16 protein-coding genes are annotated in these 13,747 nt (G+C 61.5%); 6 read left to right on the top strand and 10 right to left on the bottom strand.

Annotation, left to right across the window (positions count from 1 at the left end; translation table 11 throughout):
- Positions 1-65 precede the first annotated feature (65 nt).
- The gene (locus MK6180000_RS11695; RefSeq protein WP_138934899.1) at positions 66-953 is read left to right on the top strand and encodes a cation diffusion facilitator family transporter; all 888 of its coding nucleotides are present in this window, start codon (positions 66-68) and stop codon (positions 951-953) included.
- A gap of 8 nt (positions 954-961) precedes the next feature.
- Here the strand turns inward: MK6180000_RS11695 and MK6180000_RS11690 are convergent, their stop codons facing one another.
- Both MK6180000_RS11690 and MK6180000_RS11685 read right to left on the bottom strand, forming a co-directional pair.
- On the bottom strand, positions 962-1,282 hold the full coding sequence (locus MK6180000_RS11690) for a DUF1294 domain-containing protein (RefSeq protein ID WP_138934898.1): 321 nt from the start codon (positions 1,280-1,282) through the stop codon (positions 962-964).
- Positions 1,283-1,285: 3 nt separating this feature from the next.
- Positions 1,286-2,206: a manganese-dependent inorganic pyrophosphatase gene (locus MK6180000_RS11685; RefSeq protein ID WP_138934897.1), complete on the bottom strand. Its 921-nt coding sequence runs from the start codon at positions 2,204-2,206 to the stop codon at positions 1,286-1,288.
- Positions 2,207-2,304: 98 nt separating this feature from the next.
- Between MK6180000_RS11685 and MK6180000_RS11680 the strand changes: the two genes are divergently transcribed.
- The 3 genes from MK6180000_RS11680 to groL all read left to right on the top strand — a co-directional run bounded on the left by MK6180000_RS11680 (position 2,305) and on the right by groL (position 5,306).
- Positions 2,305-2,985 carry a DUF2161 domain-containing phosphodiesterase gene (locus tag MK6180000_RS11680; protein ID WP_138934896.1) on the top strand — a complete coding sequence of 227 codons (681 nt, stop codon included), beginning with the start codon at positions 2,305-2,307 and terminating at the stop codon, positions 2,983-2,985.
- A gap of 303 nt (positions 2,986-3,288) precedes the next feature.
- Positions 3,289-3,576, top strand: coding sequence for a co-chaperone GroES (locus MK6180000_RS11675; protein ID WP_138934895.1), 288 nt, complete (start codon positions 3,289-3,291; stop codon positions 3,574-3,576).
- Between the two features lie 89 nt (positions 3,577-3,665).
- Positions 3,666-5,306, top strand: coding sequence for a chaperonin GroEL (gene groL / locus MK6180000_RS11670; RefSeq protein WP_138934894.1), 1,641 nt, complete (start codon positions 3,666-3,668; stop codon positions 5,304-5,306).
- Positions 5,307-5,558: 252 nt separating this feature from the next.
- Here groL and MK6180000_RS11665 read toward each other — a convergent pair whose 3' ends face one another.
- The 3 genes from MK6180000_RS11665 to MK6180000_RS11655 all read right to left on the bottom strand — a co-directional run bounded on the left by MK6180000_RS11665 (position 5,559) and on the right by MK6180000_RS11655 (position 8,857).
- Positions 5,559-6,869, bottom strand: a complete 1,311-nt coding sequence (locus MK6180000_RS11665) for a lytic murein transglycosylase (RefSeq protein ID WP_138934893.1) — start codon at positions 6,867-6,869, stop codon at positions 5,559-5,561.
- 111 nt (positions 6,870-6,980) lie between these two features.
- Positions 6,981-8,123 carry an alpha-D-ribose 1-methylphosphonate 5-triphosphate diphosphatase gene (locus MK6180000_RS11660; RefSeq protein ID WP_138934892.1) on the bottom strand — a complete coding sequence of 381 codons (1,143 nt, stop codon included), beginning with the start codon at positions 8,121-8,123 and terminating at the stop codon, positions 6,981-6,983.
- Positions 8,120-8,857 (bottom strand): esterase/lipase family protein, encoded by a 738-nt coding sequence (locus MK6180000_RS11655; RefSeq protein WP_138934891.1) that lies wholly within the window; start codon positions 8,855-8,857, stop codon positions 8,120-8,122. The genes MK6180000_RS11660 and MK6180000_RS11655 overlap by 4 nt, the downstream gene beginning before the upstream one ends.
- A gap of 71 nt (positions 8,858-8,928) precedes the next feature.
- Between MK6180000_RS11655 and MK6180000_RS11650 the strand changes: the two genes are divergently transcribed.
- Positions 8,929-9,366: an NUDIX domain-containing protein gene (locus tag MK6180000_RS11650; RefSeq protein ID WP_138934890.1), complete on the top strand. Its 438-nt coding sequence runs from the start codon at positions 8,929-8,931 to the stop codon at positions 9,364-9,366.
- A gap of 4 nt (positions 9,367-9,370) precedes the next feature.
- Positions 9,371-9,874 carry a GreA/GreB family elongation factor gene (locus MK6180000_RS11645; protein WP_138934889.1) on the top strand — a complete coding sequence of 168 codons (504 nt, stop codon included), beginning with the start codon at positions 9,371-9,373 and terminating at the stop codon, positions 9,872-9,874.
- Here the strand turns inward: MK6180000_RS11645 and MK6180000_RS11640 are convergent.
- From MK6180000_RS11640 to MK6180000_RS11620, 5 genes are all read right to left on the bottom strand, one after another.
- Positions 9,871-10,719, bottom strand: a complete 849-nt coding sequence (locus tag MK6180000_RS11640) for a DMT family transporter (RefSeq protein ID WP_138934888.1) — start codon at positions 10,717-10,719, stop codon at positions 9,871-9,873. The genes MK6180000_RS11645 and MK6180000_RS11640 overlap by 4 nt on opposite strands.
- Positions 10,710-11,183: a GNAT family N-acetyltransferase gene (locus MK6180000_RS11635; RefSeq protein ID WP_138934887.1), complete on the bottom strand. Its 474-nt coding sequence runs from the start codon at positions 11,181-11,183 to the stop codon at positions 10,710-10,712. The genes MK6180000_RS11640 and MK6180000_RS11635 overlap by 10 nt, the downstream gene beginning before the upstream one ends.
- Before the next feature lie 145 nt (positions 11,184-11,328).
- Complete coding sequence (locus MK6180000_RS11630) at positions 11,329-11,832, bottom strand: hypothetical protein (RefSeq protein WP_138934886.1); 504 nt, start codon at positions 11,830-11,832, stop codon at positions 11,329-11,331.
- Positions 11,829-12,311, bottom strand: a complete 483-nt coding sequence (locus tag MK6180000_RS11625; RefSeq protein ID WP_138934885.1) for an RNA pyrophosphohydrolase — start codon at positions 12,309-12,311, stop codon at positions 11,829-11,831. The genes MK6180000_RS11630 and MK6180000_RS11625 overlap by 4 nt, the downstream gene beginning before the upstream one ends.
- Before the next feature lie 97 nt (positions 12,312-12,408).
- Entirely contained in the window at positions 12,409-13,746 is a 1,338-nt protein-coding gene (locus MK6180000_RS11620) for a S41 family peptidase (RefSeq protein WP_138934884.1), read from the bottom strand.
- Position 13,747 lies beyond the last annotated feature (1 nt).

Below are 13,747 nucleotides of genomic sequence, written 5' to 3'. Positions count from 1 at the left end.
AGAGCGGAGTGTGGTTGCAGCGCAGCGCCACATCCAGCAGATTGGCCTGCAAAAGGCAGGACATCATGCAAGATCATTCAGACCACGGCCACGCCGGCCACGATCATTCGCACATCCCCAAGAATGAGACTAAGATCGCCATCGCCGCCGCGCTGACGGGCACGTTCATGCTGGCCGAGGTGGCCGGCGGGGTCATCTCAGGCTCGCTCGCGCTGATCGCGGATGCGGGGCATATGCTGACTGATTTCGCGTCGCTGATACTGGCGTGGCTCGGCTTTCGGCTGGCCCGCCGTCCGGCAGATTCGAAGCGGACCTACGGCTTTGACCGTTTTTCGGTGCTGGCCGCCTTCGTCAACGGAATGTCGCTGTTTGTCATTGCCGCATGGATCCTGTGGGAGGCCGTTCAGCGGCTAGGTCACCCTCAGGACGTGATGGGCGGTGTCATGCTATGGGTCGCGCTGGCCGGTTTGGCGGTGAACATTGTGGCCATCTTGGTCCTTACCCGCGGCGGAGAGGGCGAGAATCTGAACGTGCGCGCCGCCGCGCTTCATGTGATGGGCGACCTGCTGGGATCGGTTGCGGCGTTGGCGGCCGCAATTGTCATCATCTGGACAGGCTGGACGCCGATTGACCCGATCCTTTCGGTGCTTGTTGCGTTCATCATCCTGCGCTCTGCTTGGTCGGTGGTGGCGCAAAGTGGGCATATCCTACTGGAGGGCGCGCCAGAAGGTTTCGACCGTCGTGCCGTGGTCAAGGCGCTGTGCGACGACATTCCAGGGCTACGCGATATCAGTCATGTCCATGCGTGGTCCGTCACCCAAGAAAGGCCCATGGTCACGATGACCGTCACGCTTGAGGAGGGCAGCGACCCAGCAACAGTCAAGGCTGCGATTCGCGAGCGGCTGGAGAAGGGGCATGGAATTGGCCATGTAACGATAGAGCTAGACATGTAGCGCGGCTTCTACGGACCCGGCGAGATCGACAATAGAAAGAGCAAATAGGGTGCGGCGAGCAGCAGAAACAACACCCATGCCCATGCGACACCGATCATGTTCAGCCTAAAAGCAAACGGCTGCTTGCGTGTCTTGTGCCGCAATCTGCGCTGCGCCAATTTGGCCGCGGGCCAACCGCCGATGATTGCTAGCGTTAGCAGGCGCTTTTCGGGCGTGCGCCATTCCCGCGCGACAGACCGCCGTTTGTCGCGCAGAAAGGCCAGATACGTCACCGCGTTCACGACCAGTAGATAGCCACCCAGCGCCGCCGGGTGGGATAGGCCGATCATGGATTACAGCTTGAGATTGGGAATGATCTGCTTTTTGCGGCTCATCACGCCGGGCAGAACTACGGTATCGCCAGTGGGCGCAACGCCAAAAGATTTCTCGGCCAGCGTTTTAACCATATCGTTTGGTATCAGCAGTGTTGCCTCCTCATTGAGGATATCCACAACGAATAGCAGCACCTGATCGACGCCGTCTTCGGCAGCGACAGTCTCCATCGACTTCATGAGGCTGTCCTTGCGATCCAGCACGACCTTGGGCGCTGTCGTCTCTAGCACTGAGACACGAAATTTGGCGCCGGGCAGTTCAAATTCCTTGCTGTCCATGCGCAGAAGTTCCGCATCGGAAAATTCCGAGACGTCAGATTTCGCCGCGAACATTTGGGCCGAATAATCGCCAATATCGACGTTCAGTTGCTCGGCCAGATCATGGGCGATCGCCTCGTCTTCTTGCGTCGTGGTTGGGCTGCGGAATTCCAGCGTATCGCTGAGGATGCACGATAGCATTGCGCCTTTGATGCTCTCAGGCATCTGGGCCATGTCCTTGCCGATCATCTTCCACATGAGGGTAGCGGTGCAGGCCAACGGCTCAATCCGGATTTCCAGCGGACCGCGGGTCTCAAGTCCGCCAACGAGGCGGTGATGGTCGATGATGCTGCGGATATCGGCGCTGTTAATGCTGGGGGGTAGTTCGGACGGGTTGTTCGTGTCGACGATGACCACAGGCTGATCCGCCTCGACGTCCTCAATGATATCGGGCGTGTCCAGCTTCCAATGCTTTAGCATGAACGCAGCCTCGGTGTTCGGCTTGCCCAGAAGGACAGGCTTGGCATCCTCGCCCTTGATCTCATTGAGGTACCACGCCCAGATGATGGGCGATCCGGTGCTGTCGGTGTCGGGGGAGGTGTGGCCGAATACGAGGGTTGTCATGAGGCGCGGTCCTTGTCTTGAGAATTGCGGTTTTGCGCAGCTTATAGGCGCAGCATTCGGGCTTGTCACGGGGGCGGGGCGCGGCCAATCTGGCGCATATGGATAAAATTGCCGAAACCGATCTGTATCCACCCGTGAAAGCGTGGCTGGAGGAGCAGGGATACACCGTCAAGGGTGAGGTGGGCGCCGCCGACGTTGTGGCGCAGGCCGAAACGCAGATGTTAATCGTAGAGTTAAAGCTGGGTTTTTCCCTCGTCCTTCTGCAACAGGCCGTGGCGCGGCAGGCAGTATGCGACGCGGTTTATGTGGCCGTCCCCCGCTGGAGTGGCAAGGCGGGCTGGCGTAGTTTCAAGGGTAACCTTGGCCTTTGCCGCCGTCTGGGGCTGGGCGTATTGTCGGTGCGGATGGCGGGCGGCGAGGTGCAGGAACACGCGGTGCCCGGCCCGTTTCAGCCGCGCAAATCGCCGGCGCGGCGCGGGCGACTGATGCGCGAATTTGAGGCGCGTGTGGGCGATCCTACTCATGGCGGCACGAACGGGCAGGTTATGACATCGTATCGGCAGGACGCGCTAGCCTGTGCTGCCTACCTGGCCGGGGCAGGCACCGCAAAAGGCGCAGACGTCGCGCGAGGCGCGAGCGTCGGCCGGGCAACGCGCATCATGGCTGACAACCATCACGGCTGGTTCTGCAGGGTCGCGCGCGGGGTCTATGCGCTGAGCGATCAAGGCGTCACAGCACTGGCAAGCAACTACATTCCGGATGCGCCAACCGCTGGCTGATTGCGCAGGTAGTTCGTCATCTGCCAGCGGATAGGGAAATTTGCGCTTAGCTTGCGGTGTTCGGCGCCGACTGCTTCGGCCCCGATCAACCTCGACTGGCATCAGCTGCAGATCCCGCCGTGCCAGCGCGTGCCCGGCTTAAACCAAACTTGAGCTAATGGCCGCCGAATTGCACTTCAGCCTAGTTGACACGGGCCCCCTCCTTGCTTACCTACCCGTCGTTAGCACTCACTCAAGGCGAGTGCTAACGGCCCCGAAAAGTGGGCCAACGAAACGTAACTTTGAGCTAAGGGAGCCTCAGAGATGGCATTTAAACCGTTGCATGACCGCGTACTTGTGCGCCGCGTCGAAGGCGAAGAAAAAACTAAGGGTGGCTTGATCATCCCCGATAGCGCCAAAGAGAAGCCCAGCGAAGGCGAAATCGTCTCGGTTGGCGAAGGCGCACGCAAGGATAGCGGCGAGCTGATCGAAATGGCTGTGAAGGCCGGCGATCGCATTCTGTTCGGCAAATGGTCCGGCACCGAAATCACGATCGACGGCGAAGAGCTGCTGATCATGAAGGAGAGCGATATTCTGGGCAAATTGGCCTGATATCGCACGATGCAGCGCCGGCCCCCAGACGCAAAGTCCGGGCAGGGCGCGCATTGACCCCTTTCCACTAATTCGAAGGAAATTGAGAAATGGCTGCTAAAGACGTCAAATTCAGTACCGACGCCCGCAATAAGATGCTCAAGGGCGTTAATATTCTGGCCGACGCTGTCAAAGTCACACTGGGCCCCAAAGGCCGCAACGTGGTGTTGGACAAGTCGTTCGGCGCACCGCGCATCACCAAAGACGGTGTTTCTGTCGCCAAAGAGATCGAACTGGAAGACAAGTTCGAGAACATGGGCGCGCAGATGGTCAAGGAAGTTGCCCAGCGTACCAATGACGAAGCCGGTGACGGCACGACCACAGCGACGGTTCTGGCTCAGGCCATCGTTCGCGAAGGTATGAAATCAGTTGCAGCGGGCATGAACCCGATGGACCTCAAGCGCGGCATCGACCTCGCGACCGCCAAAGTCGTCGAAGAGATCCGCAAGGCTGCTCGTGATGTGTCCGATAGCGCCGAAGTCGCGCAGGTCGGCACCATTTCCGCCAACGGCGAAAAAGAAATCGGCCAGCAGATCGCAGACGCGATGCAAAAAGTCGGCAACGAGGGTGTCATCACCGTCGAAGAGAACAAAGGCCTCGAGACCGAGACCGATGTTGTCGAGGGTATGCAGTTCGACCGCGGCTACCTCAGCCCCTATTTCGTGACCAACAGCGACAAGATGATTGCCGACCTTGAGGACTGCATCATCCTGCTGCACGAAAAGAAGCTGTCGTCGCTTCAGCCAATGGTTCCACTGCTTGAGCAGGTCATCCAGTCGCAAAAGCCGCTGCTGATCATTGCTGAGGACGTCGAAGGCGAAGCCTTGGCAACTCTGGTCGTGAATAAGCTGCGCGGCGGTCTGAAGATCGCAGCAGTTAAGGCACCCGGTTTTGGCGATCGCCGCAAGGCAATGCTGCAGGACATCGCGATCCTCACCGGCGGTCAGGTCATCTCCGAAGATCTGGGCATGAAGCTTGAGTCCGTCACGATGGACATGCTTGGTTCCGCCAAGAAGATCTCGATCACCAAAGACACCACCACCATCGTTGATGGCGCTGGCGAAAAGGCCGAGATTGAGGCGCGCGTCGCTCAGATCCGCAACCAGATCGAAGAGACAACCAGCGACTACGACAAAGAGAAGCTGCAAGAGCGCGTGGCCAAACTGGCCGGCGGTGTTGCTGTGATCCGCGTCGGTGGCATGACCGAAACCGAAGTCAAAGAGCGTAAAGACCGCGTCGATGATGCGCTGAACGCCACCCGCGCAGCAGTGCAGGAAGGTATCGTCGTAGGCGGCGGTGTTGCCCTGATCCAGGCTGGCAAAGTTCTGGATGGTCTTGAGGGCGAGAATAACGACCAGACGGTCGGTATTTCTATCGTTCGCAAGGCACTCGAAGCACCGCTTCGCCAGATCGCTGAGAACGCAGGCGTCGACGGCTCCGTCGTCGCGGGCAAAATCCGCGAGAGCAATGATCCCAAGTTCGGCTTTAACGCGCAGACCGAAGAATATGGCGACATGTTCAAGTTCGGCGTCATCGACCCCGCCAAAGTCGTGCGTCACGCACTTCAGGACGCAGGCTCGATTGCTGGCCTCTTGATCACGACCGAAGCCATGGTTGCCGACAGACCGTCCAAGGACGGCGGCGGCGGTGGCGGCATGCCCGACATGGGTGGCATGGGCGGAATGATGTAAGGTTTTCGCCCAGCGAAATCCGATATGGTCGAGGCGGCAGGCGTTTGGCCCAGCCAACTGCAAAGAGCCTCGACCGCACCAAACCAGACGCCAGACAAAGAAGGGGTCGCCTCACCGGGCGGCCCCTTTGCTATTGCAGCACGCCCGCAGCAAAAGTTTAGATGCTCCGGCCAAGAAACGTCAGGCCAGAAGATGCAAAAAGCCTCACGTCCCCGCTTCTTTCTTCTTGCCTTAAATATCCAAATAGCAGCCCTAGCGCCCCAGAGCCGTCAGTAGATCCTGTGTTGGAAAGCCGTCTGCCCCCAGCCCTGCGGATTTCTGAAACGCGCGGATCGCATCAATGGTGTTCGGCCCGATGATGCCGTCTATTTTTTCGACGCCAAAGCCGCGGCGCTGAAGGCGGCGCTGGATCTCCTTGCGCTGCGAGGCGCTGATCGCGCGGTGCTGGCGTGGCCATTCAGCCTGGATCGCCGGGCCGCCTTTGAGCCTATCTGACAAATGGCCGACGCCGATGACATATGCGTCGGCCTTGTTGTAGCGTTCAATTACCGCAAAGTTATCAAAGATCATGAAGGCTGGGCCATCTGATCCACCGGGCAGCAGGATGGACGCCCGTCCATAGTTAGGCACCTTGCGACCTGCCGTGTCGCGGACCCCTTCATTCGCCCATTCGGCGGGATTACGCGTCAGCGCGCGCCGCGCGAGGGAGGGGTCAAAGGATGCTGGCAGTCGCACTTCGACACCCCAAGGCTGTCCCTTGGTCCAGCCAAAATGCTTTAGATATGCGGCGGTCGAGGCCAATGCGTCGGTGGGGTCCTCCGACCATATATCGCGCCGCCCATCGCCGGTGAAATCGACCGCATGGGACAGGTAGGATGTCGGCATGAACTGCGTGTGCCCCATTGCTCCAGCCCAGCTGCCGGTCATTGCGCGGGGGGCTACGTCGCCAGCCTGTACGATTTTCAACGCCGCTACCAACTGCTCTTCGAAAAACTCGCCGCGCCGTCCGTCATAGGCAAGCGTGGCCAGCGATCCGATCAGCGGCTCGCCTCCCCGCACGGCGCCAAATGCGCTCTCGAGGCCCCAGATGGCGGCGACTACCTCCTTATCGACGCCGAATCGCGCCTCGATCTGGTCCAAGGCTGCGCTGTTGTGGTCCAGCGCCTTGCGGCCATTAGCGACACGGGCGGGCGACACGGCAGTATCCAGATAATCCCAGATCTGTTTGGAAAATTCGGACTGATTGCGATCCCGGCGGATCACGCCCGCATCATAGCGCACCCCGGCGAACGCGGCGTCGAGCGTGGGTTTGCGGATACCTGCCACAATGGCGCGGCTGCGAAATCCGGCGATCCAAGTGCGAAAGCCTGCATCTGATGCCGCAAGCCGCTCGCTTGCGCGCTGGACGCCCTCGGGCCGCAGGACGGGACGCACAACATTCGCCGCCGCCACTATGACCTCCGATGTGCTGTCGGATCGCAAGGTAGGGCCTGCATCGGCAGCCGCAGCAACAGGCGTCGCGATCGCGATGACTGCGAGCCAGCCTTTGATCCAATGGGTCATATGCGCCTCTCCCCTGCCTGCGTTTGTTTCACACTACGCAACAGTCGCAAATTGCGAAAGCCATTGCTGCGCCGCGCCTGCAAGGTTTCGCCGACTGCTGCAAAGGCTGTGTTAGCCAATCATCCGTTGGGCTGCGATCCCGGTTAGATGGCTTATTCTACCGCCTGCGAGGGTGGCCGCAACGCGGCGCGTCTTGCTGTCGATTATCACCAGATCGGCGCGTTGGCCCACGTTCAGATCGCCCCGGTCGGATAGGCCCAGCAACTGCGCCGGCCCCTTTGAAACAAGGTGCCACGCCCCGGCCAGATCGCGTACGCCCGCATCGGCCAACAAAAACGCCGCGCGTCTGAGCGAGGGGTAATGGTAGTCTGACGCGAGCGCATCGACGAGGTCCATTGCCACCATGTCGGGCGCGCTGGCGTTGCCGTTATGCGAGCCGCCTCGCACCACGTTGGGCGCGCCCATGATGATCGCATCACCGGACGTGCGTGCGGCCTCGGCGGCGTCTATCGTTTCCGGAAACTCGGTAATAGCCACGCCGAGCGCCCTCCAGCCTGCACGCCCCTCGGCGCTGCGATCATCATGGCTGCCCATCAGGACGCCTGCAGCCGCCAGATCAGCGGTCAGCACTGCTAGCGCGCCCGGCACCCTGTGCATCCCGTTATGCAAGGCCTGCATCGCCGCGAGGTGTTTTTCCGGATTGCGCCCTATGCGCAGGGCCTGGCCTGTCAGGCGCGGTGGCCGCTTGCCCGCCGCCAGCGCGTCGTGCGGTAGGTGATCGTTAAAGACGACATATCCGATGTCATGCGCCGCAATGAACGCGGCGATGGTGCCATAATCGTCGACCATTGGCGTCTCAAACCGTAGCTGCGCGCGCAGATCAGTCATCACGTCCGTGCGGATGCGGCCCAGCCCCTCCATCACGCGCTGCGCAAACTCAGGGCCGCGCATCCCCCCCTCCCAGCTATAGAACTGAGCGAGAATAGCTGTCGTGATACCATTCGCCGCCAGCTCGGCCTCGGCCGCGATCAGGCCCTCGCTGATGTCCTTCATCGCGCCGCGCCGGGGGGCCAGATGCCTCTCAAACCCGTCACCATGAGCGTCGACGATGCCAGGCAGAATGGTAAATCCTGTTAGATCCACCACGCGCCCGCCGCCGCTCGCAATGCGCCCGCCCTTTATGCTGAGCGGGGCATCATCCAACCCACCGGGGCGCAGCACGCGGGCGCCCTCAAAACATAGCTCCAGCGTCACGGATCGCCCCACCAGAATAAATCGGTCAAGTCCATATCGTGATCGAAGGCGCCGGTGGTCAGAAACGTCTCGACCTGCGCGATGACCATGGGATTATTCATCATAAATGTATGCGTGACCGGTAATTCGATGTGGTCGGTCATGCCGTCCACGCGGGTGGACGCGACCGATACCTTGCCATCGTCCGCCCCCTCAAGCAGGAGCGAGAAGTATGGGTTGAGCGAGCGTGTGCCGGCGATAATTCCCAATTCGAAATCGACGTCGGGCAGCGTTTCGGTATATGTGCCCGGCCCGGTTTCCAGTTGCATCCCGGCGGGGCCGTTAAACCACTCGAACAGCTCAAGGCCCGCGAGTTCGTCGACCACCTGGCTGCCATGGTTCGGCGGGGCCATCATCACTACCCGGCCCATATTTTCAGGCCGGTGGCCCGGCAGCCACGCACGCAGCAGGATACCGCCCATTGAATGTGTGACAAAGTGCACTTTCTGATCGCCGCAGGCGGCCACCGCCGCAGGCAGCGCCTCATTGGCCAGCACCGAGATGCGCGCCTCGGTTGACGGGTAGGAGGGGCGCACGACCTGCATGCCCTTCAGCTCCAATGCCTCCTCCATCACCAGAAACGACGCGTCGCTGCGCGCAAGTCCGTGGATCAGCACGGCGCAATCGGCCATCGCTGCGCCGAACGGCGCAAAAACGGACAGCGCGAGCGCGGCGATGAGGGGCAGGGCTTTCATACCCGCTCAGATAGGCGCAAACTAACGCGGCGAAAAGGCCCAGCTGCCGCGATAGAGGGGGAAGTCCGCCCATGCCCATCCGTGTAGCCGCCCGCGCGGTCCTGATCCATGATGCCCGTCTGCTGCTGGTCAATGCATATCCAGCCGGGATAAGCGATCTGTGGTGCGCACCCGGCGGCGGCGCCGACATGCATTTTGGCCTGCCCGAAAATCTGGCGCGCGAGGTGCATGAGGAAACCGGCCTGCGGATCGCCGTGGGCGCGCCCTGTCTCGTTAACGAGTTTCATAGCGCGGAGCGCGGCTTTCACCAGGTCGAAGTGTTCTTTCGCTGCACTTTGGTTGGCGGATCGCTCCGCGATGATTGGCATGATCCAGACGGCGTGGTGTCGCAGCGCCGCTGGTTTTCACCGGACGACCTGCTGGGCATCCGGCTAAAGCCGGACAGCCTGCCAGATATCGCATTCGGCAACGGCATCGCTTATGATCCGCTGGAAACCATCACGAGGTAGCGCCATGAACAAGGCATTCACCAAGGAAGACGACGGCAGCACCGCACCACAGCGGCTGGACGATCTGCCAATCTCGCAGCATCCAAACCATGTCACGCCCGCCGGGCTGGCGCAGCTTCATGCGCGTGCCGAGGCGCTGGAGGCTGACATCGTGCGGCTGCGCGCGGCCAAGGACGATGCGAGCGCGCTCTATCCCCTTGCCGTGGCCGAGCGGGATTTGCGCTATGCCGAGGCGCGGATTGCGTCCGCGATGCTAGTGACCCCGCCCGAGGGCGATTATCCGCGCGTCCAGTTTGGCGCAGTTGTCGGCGTGCTGGATGAGGACGGCCATGCCGCGAGCTATACCATCGTGGGTGAGGATGAGGCCGACCCAGACGCCGGCCTGATCGGCGCACCATCCCCGCTGGCGCGCGCGCTGTTAGAGGCGCAGGTGGGCGACGTCGTCGAATGGCAGCGCCCCAGCGGCATGGTCGAGCTAGAGGTAGTCTCCATCACCAAGGCGCCCTAGCGGCGCAGTATCGACAGCGCGACACCGCCCAACACCAAAGCTGCGGCAAGCGCGAATGTGCCGGTTAGCGGCTCGCTGAGCATTACCACTCCGCCTGCCATGGCGATAATGGGCACACTCAACTGCGCTGTCGCCGCTGTTGTCGCAGCTAACCGGGGCAGCACGGCATACCACAGCGCATAGCCCAGCCCCGACGTGACTGCGCCCGAAAGGCTGGCCATCGCTGCGCCGCCCCAGTGAATATGCAGCGCTGCGGCGCCCGGCCAGACGGCAATAGCGACGGTCAGTGGGACCGCAATAATCGCGGCCAGCACGAAATTTGCCGCCGTTCCGGCCAGCGGATCACCGCCCCCGCGCCCGGCCAGCGAATAGACGCCCCAGGCAGCGCCCGCTGCGGCCATTGCCATGCCATAAAGGGGCGGCACCTCTGCGCCTCCGTCCGGCCATAGCAGCCAAATAAGTCCCGAAAATGCAATGCCCGCACCTAGCCAGCGTAGCGGGGGCACGCTCTCGCGGGCGACCAGCGCCCCGGCGAACATAGTAATCTGCACGCAGCCGAACAAAATTAGCGCGCCGAGGCCTGCATCAAGGCGTTGGTAGGCCAACGAGAAGGCAAAGACATAGATCAGCAGCGCAGCGACACCAATCCAGCGGGTCATGCCGCGCAGGGTAACGTTGCGCCGTCGCGCCGTTGATAGGATCACCAGCATCGCCGCGCCGGATATCAGGCGCACAGTGCCAAAGCTGACCGGATCGATGCCGCCACCAGTCAGCGCCGCGCGGTTCAGCACCGAATTGGCCGCGAACGCCGCCATCGCCAGTGCCGTTAGCAGGATCAGCCGCACAAATGCGCCTTAAACGCCGGGGGGTATAGCGGGGTGGTCGGGGGCAGATCGGCGCTTGGTCCTGCCAGCAGCGCGCCTTTGATGGGTGATGGGGCGAACCCTGCGCGCGTAAAAAAGGCCGCTGGCCCAGACGCGATCACAGATTGCTGGCTGAGGCGCGCCCATTCGGACAGCATGCCAATCAGACGGCGTCCATGGCCTGCGCCTTGCCAGTCTGGGTCAATCGCCACTGCGGCGAGGCATAGCCAGTCGGCGGGAGCTTTCATCCGTGCCAATGCATAATAACCGACAATGCCGCCTTGAAACGGCAACACCACCTCGCCTGCGATGTCACCGCTCTGGCGCAGGGATGCGACCATCTTGGCCTTGTCGGGGCTGCCAAAGGCGCGCGCGAGCAATGCGTCCACCGCGTCTTCTTCGCCGCGGTGCATATCGCGGCTAAATTCGGGAAACCTGAGTATCATGAAATCGTCCCTATCACGCCAAGGCCAGCGGGGCAGTGTTTCTTGGACGTTAGCCTAAATTTGCAACGGTCGATTGTAGCGCATCATCAAAAATTTATCTTTTGCCCCTATGCCGTCCCCGATGCTGACGCTTTCACACATATTGCTACTCGGTCTGGGGCTGCTCCGCTGCGCAGGCGCTACCGGTAAAGCAGCGATGCGCGGTGTCCAGCAATTCCGGCGCAGGCGCGAAAAAGGCGTCGCCTCCGCAAGGGTTCAGCGTCAGGGAAAACCCTTCTGCGTCCTGCTGAACAAAGGCCAATACGGTGCCCCCGGCGGCCGGGTTCGCGCACCATGGGCCAACACACTGGACATTGAGCATCACAGGTCCATCGAACGGCCTGTTAAAGCCGATCCGCCCCAGCGCCTCGCCGCGCAACCGCGCCGGGATCTTCGTCTCGGGCGGGGTGGCCTGCTGATTGTCGATATCGACCTTGGGCAATTTAGCCTCGTCGAAATCGAGCGTGCCATGTATCGCGACATATGTCTCGGGGGCGGCATCGATCCGCTTAAACGTCGTGGCCAGATCATGTGGCAAGCACGACAGCGCGGCAGCGGGACCAGCAAGTGCAACGCTGGCGATGGCGGCGTAGACTGTGCGCGGTATCATAAAAAACCCTCAAATTCGGCCAGCACGGCGGCATAGACCTCGCGTTTGAACGGGACGATGTTTTCCACCAAATCCGAGGGCGGCAACCAGCGCCAGTCAGAGAATTCAGGATGGGCAGTTGCGATGTCGATTTGTGCATCCTCGCCCTGAAAGCGGGCCAGAAACCATTTCTGCTCCTGCCCGCGATAGCGGCCCTTCCAAATGCGCGCCGCCAGATCATGGGGCAGATCGTAGCGCACCCAGTCGGTGGTTTCGGCCTCAATGCGCACCAGATCTGCCGTCACGCCCGTCTCTTCCAGCAGCTCTCGCAGGGCGGCAGTGCGCGCGTCCTCGCCCGCATCAATCCCGCCTTGGGGCATTTGCCAAGCAGGCTGAGACGTTTCGATGCGTTGGCCGGTGAATACGTGCCCGGTGCGGTTTACCAGCATGACGCCAACGCAGGGGCGGTAGGGAAGTGAGGCGATCTGGTCCGGGGTCATAAGTTCGTGTCTCCGGCGGTGATGGCGGGCTGCTGGCCGCGTTGAGCAATGTCAGCGCCGGGCGGGCCCGTTGTAATGGGCCGCCCGGCGGATGCGCTCACTCGGTGCCGTTCAGCGTGGTGAGCCCCTTGAGGATGTCGATGGCGTAGGCCAACTGGTAATCCTCCTCGCGCAGTTTTGCGCTTTCTTCGGCGCGCTCGCGGGTGTCCTTGATGTGCTGGATCTCGTCCTCGGTCAGGCTGTCATTGTCCAGACTGCCACGCAGATCGGCCTCTGAGCGCAGCAGGGGCGGCGTGCTCTTCTCTTCTTCTTCGGTCTCGGGCTGGCGCCGGGGCTGGGCGACCAGGATGTCGGGCGACACGCCAAGCGCCTGAATGGATCGACCAGACGGCGTGTAGTAGCGCGATGTGGTCAGGCGCATCGCGCCGTCGCCGCGCAGGGGCATGACCGTCTGAACGGACCCTTTGCCAAAACTTCTGGTGCCCACGACGACCGCGCGGTGATGATCCTGCAGCGCGCCTGCGACGATCTCCGAGGCAGAGGCAGAGCCGCCGTTGATCAGGACCACGATGGGCTTGCCCTGCGCCAGATCGCCGGGGGTCGCGTTAAAACGCTCGCCGTCTTGTGGATCGCGGCCACGGGTGCTGACAATCTCGCCCTTTTCCAGGAACGCATCGGATACCTTGATCGCCTGATTAAGCAGACCGCCGGGATTGTTGCGCAGGTCTATGACAATGCCGTTGACCTTGTCGATGCCACCGGCTTTTTCGATTTCCTCCGCCAACCCTTCCTCAAGGTTGGCGTAGGTCTGATCGCTAAAGCTGGAGACGCGCAAGACCACAGATTTCTGTTCGGTCCGGGCGCGCACGGCGGTTACCTTGATCGTGTCGCGAATGATCGACAAATCGAACGGCTCGGCCTCGCCTTCGCGCACCAGAGTGATGACGATCTCGCTGCCAACCGGGCCGCGCATCATATCAACCGCTTCGTCCAGGTTCAGGCCCAGCACGCTTTCGCCATCGACATGGGTGATATAGTCGCCAGATTCGACGCCTGCGTTAAAGGCCGGCGTACCGTCGATCGGCGATACAACCTTGACGAAGCCCTCCTCTTGGGTGACCTCAATGCCAAGGCCGCCAAATTCGCCGCGCGTCTGCACCTGCATGTCCTCGGCGTCCTCCGGCGGCAGATAGCTGGAGTGCGGATCCAGCGAGGTCAGCATCCCGTTGATCGCGGCCTCAATCAGATCGCCCTCATCGACTTCTTCGACATACTGGGCGCGAATCCGCTCGAATATGTCGCCGAAAAGGTCCAACTGCTCATAGACATTAGTATTGCGCTTGGTCTCTTGCGCCATGAGGGGCGCGGCGATCTGTGTGGTCACGATCACGCCGGCAAGGGTGCCAGCACCGGCCGCCATCAGAAATTTCTTCATT

Origin of the sequence: Roseovarius arcticus (assembly GCF_006125015.1) — a bacterium.
In the GTDB taxonomy this organism is placed as follows: domain Bacteria; phylum Pseudomonadota; class Alphaproteobacteria; order Rhodobacterales; family Rhodobacteraceae; genus Roseovarius; species Roseovarius arcticus.
This window is presented reverse-complemented; position numbering and strand designations above follow the sequence as displayed.

What these genes read in the sequence shown, in the direction of transcription:
- MK6180000_RS11695 (WP_138934899.1), top strand. Translation starts at nt 66, where the DNA reads ATGCAAGATCATTCAGACCACGGCCACGCCGGCCACGATCATTCGCAC.
- MK6180000_RS11690 (WP_138934898.1), bottom strand. Translation starts at nt 1,282, where the DNA reads ATGATCGGCCTATCCCACCCGGCGGCGCTGGGTGGCTATCTACTGGTC.
- MK6180000_RS11685 (WP_138934897.1), bottom strand. Translation starts at nt 2,206, where the DNA reads ATGACAACCCTCGTATTCGGCCACACCTCCCCCGACACCGACAGCACC.
- MK6180000_RS11680 (WP_138934896.1), top strand. Translation starts at nt 2,305, where the DNA reads ATGGATAAAATTGCCGAAACCGATCTGTATCCACCCGTGAAAGCGTGG.
- MK6180000_RS11675 (WP_138934895.1), top strand. Translation starts at nt 3,289, where the DNA reads ATGGCATTTAAACCGTTGCATGACCGCGTACTTGTGCGCCGCGTCGAA.
- groL (WP_138934894.1), top strand. Translation starts at nt 3,666, where the DNA reads ATGGCTGCTAAAGACGTCAAATTCAGTACCGACGCCCGCAATAAGATG.
- MK6180000_RS11665 (WP_138934893.1), bottom strand. Translation starts at nt 6,869, where the DNA reads ATGACCCATTGGATCAAAGGCTGGCTCGCAGTCATCGCGATCGCGACG.
- MK6180000_RS11655 (WP_138934891.1), bottom strand. Translation starts at nt 8,857, where the DNA reads ATGAAAGCCCTGCCCCTCATCGCCGCGCTCGCGCTGTCCGTTTTTGCG.
- MK6180000_RS11650 (WP_138934890.1), top strand. Translation starts at nt 8,929, where the DNA reads ATGCCCATCCGTGTAGCCGCCCGCGCGGTCCTGATCCATGATGCCCGT.
- MK6180000_RS11645 (WP_138934889.1), top strand. Translation starts at nt 9,371, where the DNA reads ATGAACAAGGCATTCACCAAGGAAGACGACGGCAGCACCGCACCACAG.
- MK6180000_RS11635 (WP_138934887.1), bottom strand. Translation starts at nt 11,183, where the DNA reads ATGATACTCAGGTTTCCCGAATTTAGCCGCGATATGCACCGCGGCGAA.
- MK6180000_RS11630 (WP_138934886.1), bottom strand. Translation starts at nt 11,832, where the DNA reads ATGATACCGCGCACAGTCTACGCCGCCATCGCCAGCGTTGCACTTGCT.
- MK6180000_RS11625 (WP_138934885.1), bottom strand. Translation starts at nt 12,311, where the DNA reads ATGACCCCGGACCAGATCGCCTCACTTCCCTACCGCCCCTGCGTTGGC.
- MK6180000_RS11620 (WP_138934884.1), bottom strand. Translation starts at nt 13,746, where the DNA reads ATGAAGAAATTTCTGATGGCGGCCGGTGCTGGCACCCTTGCCGGCGTG.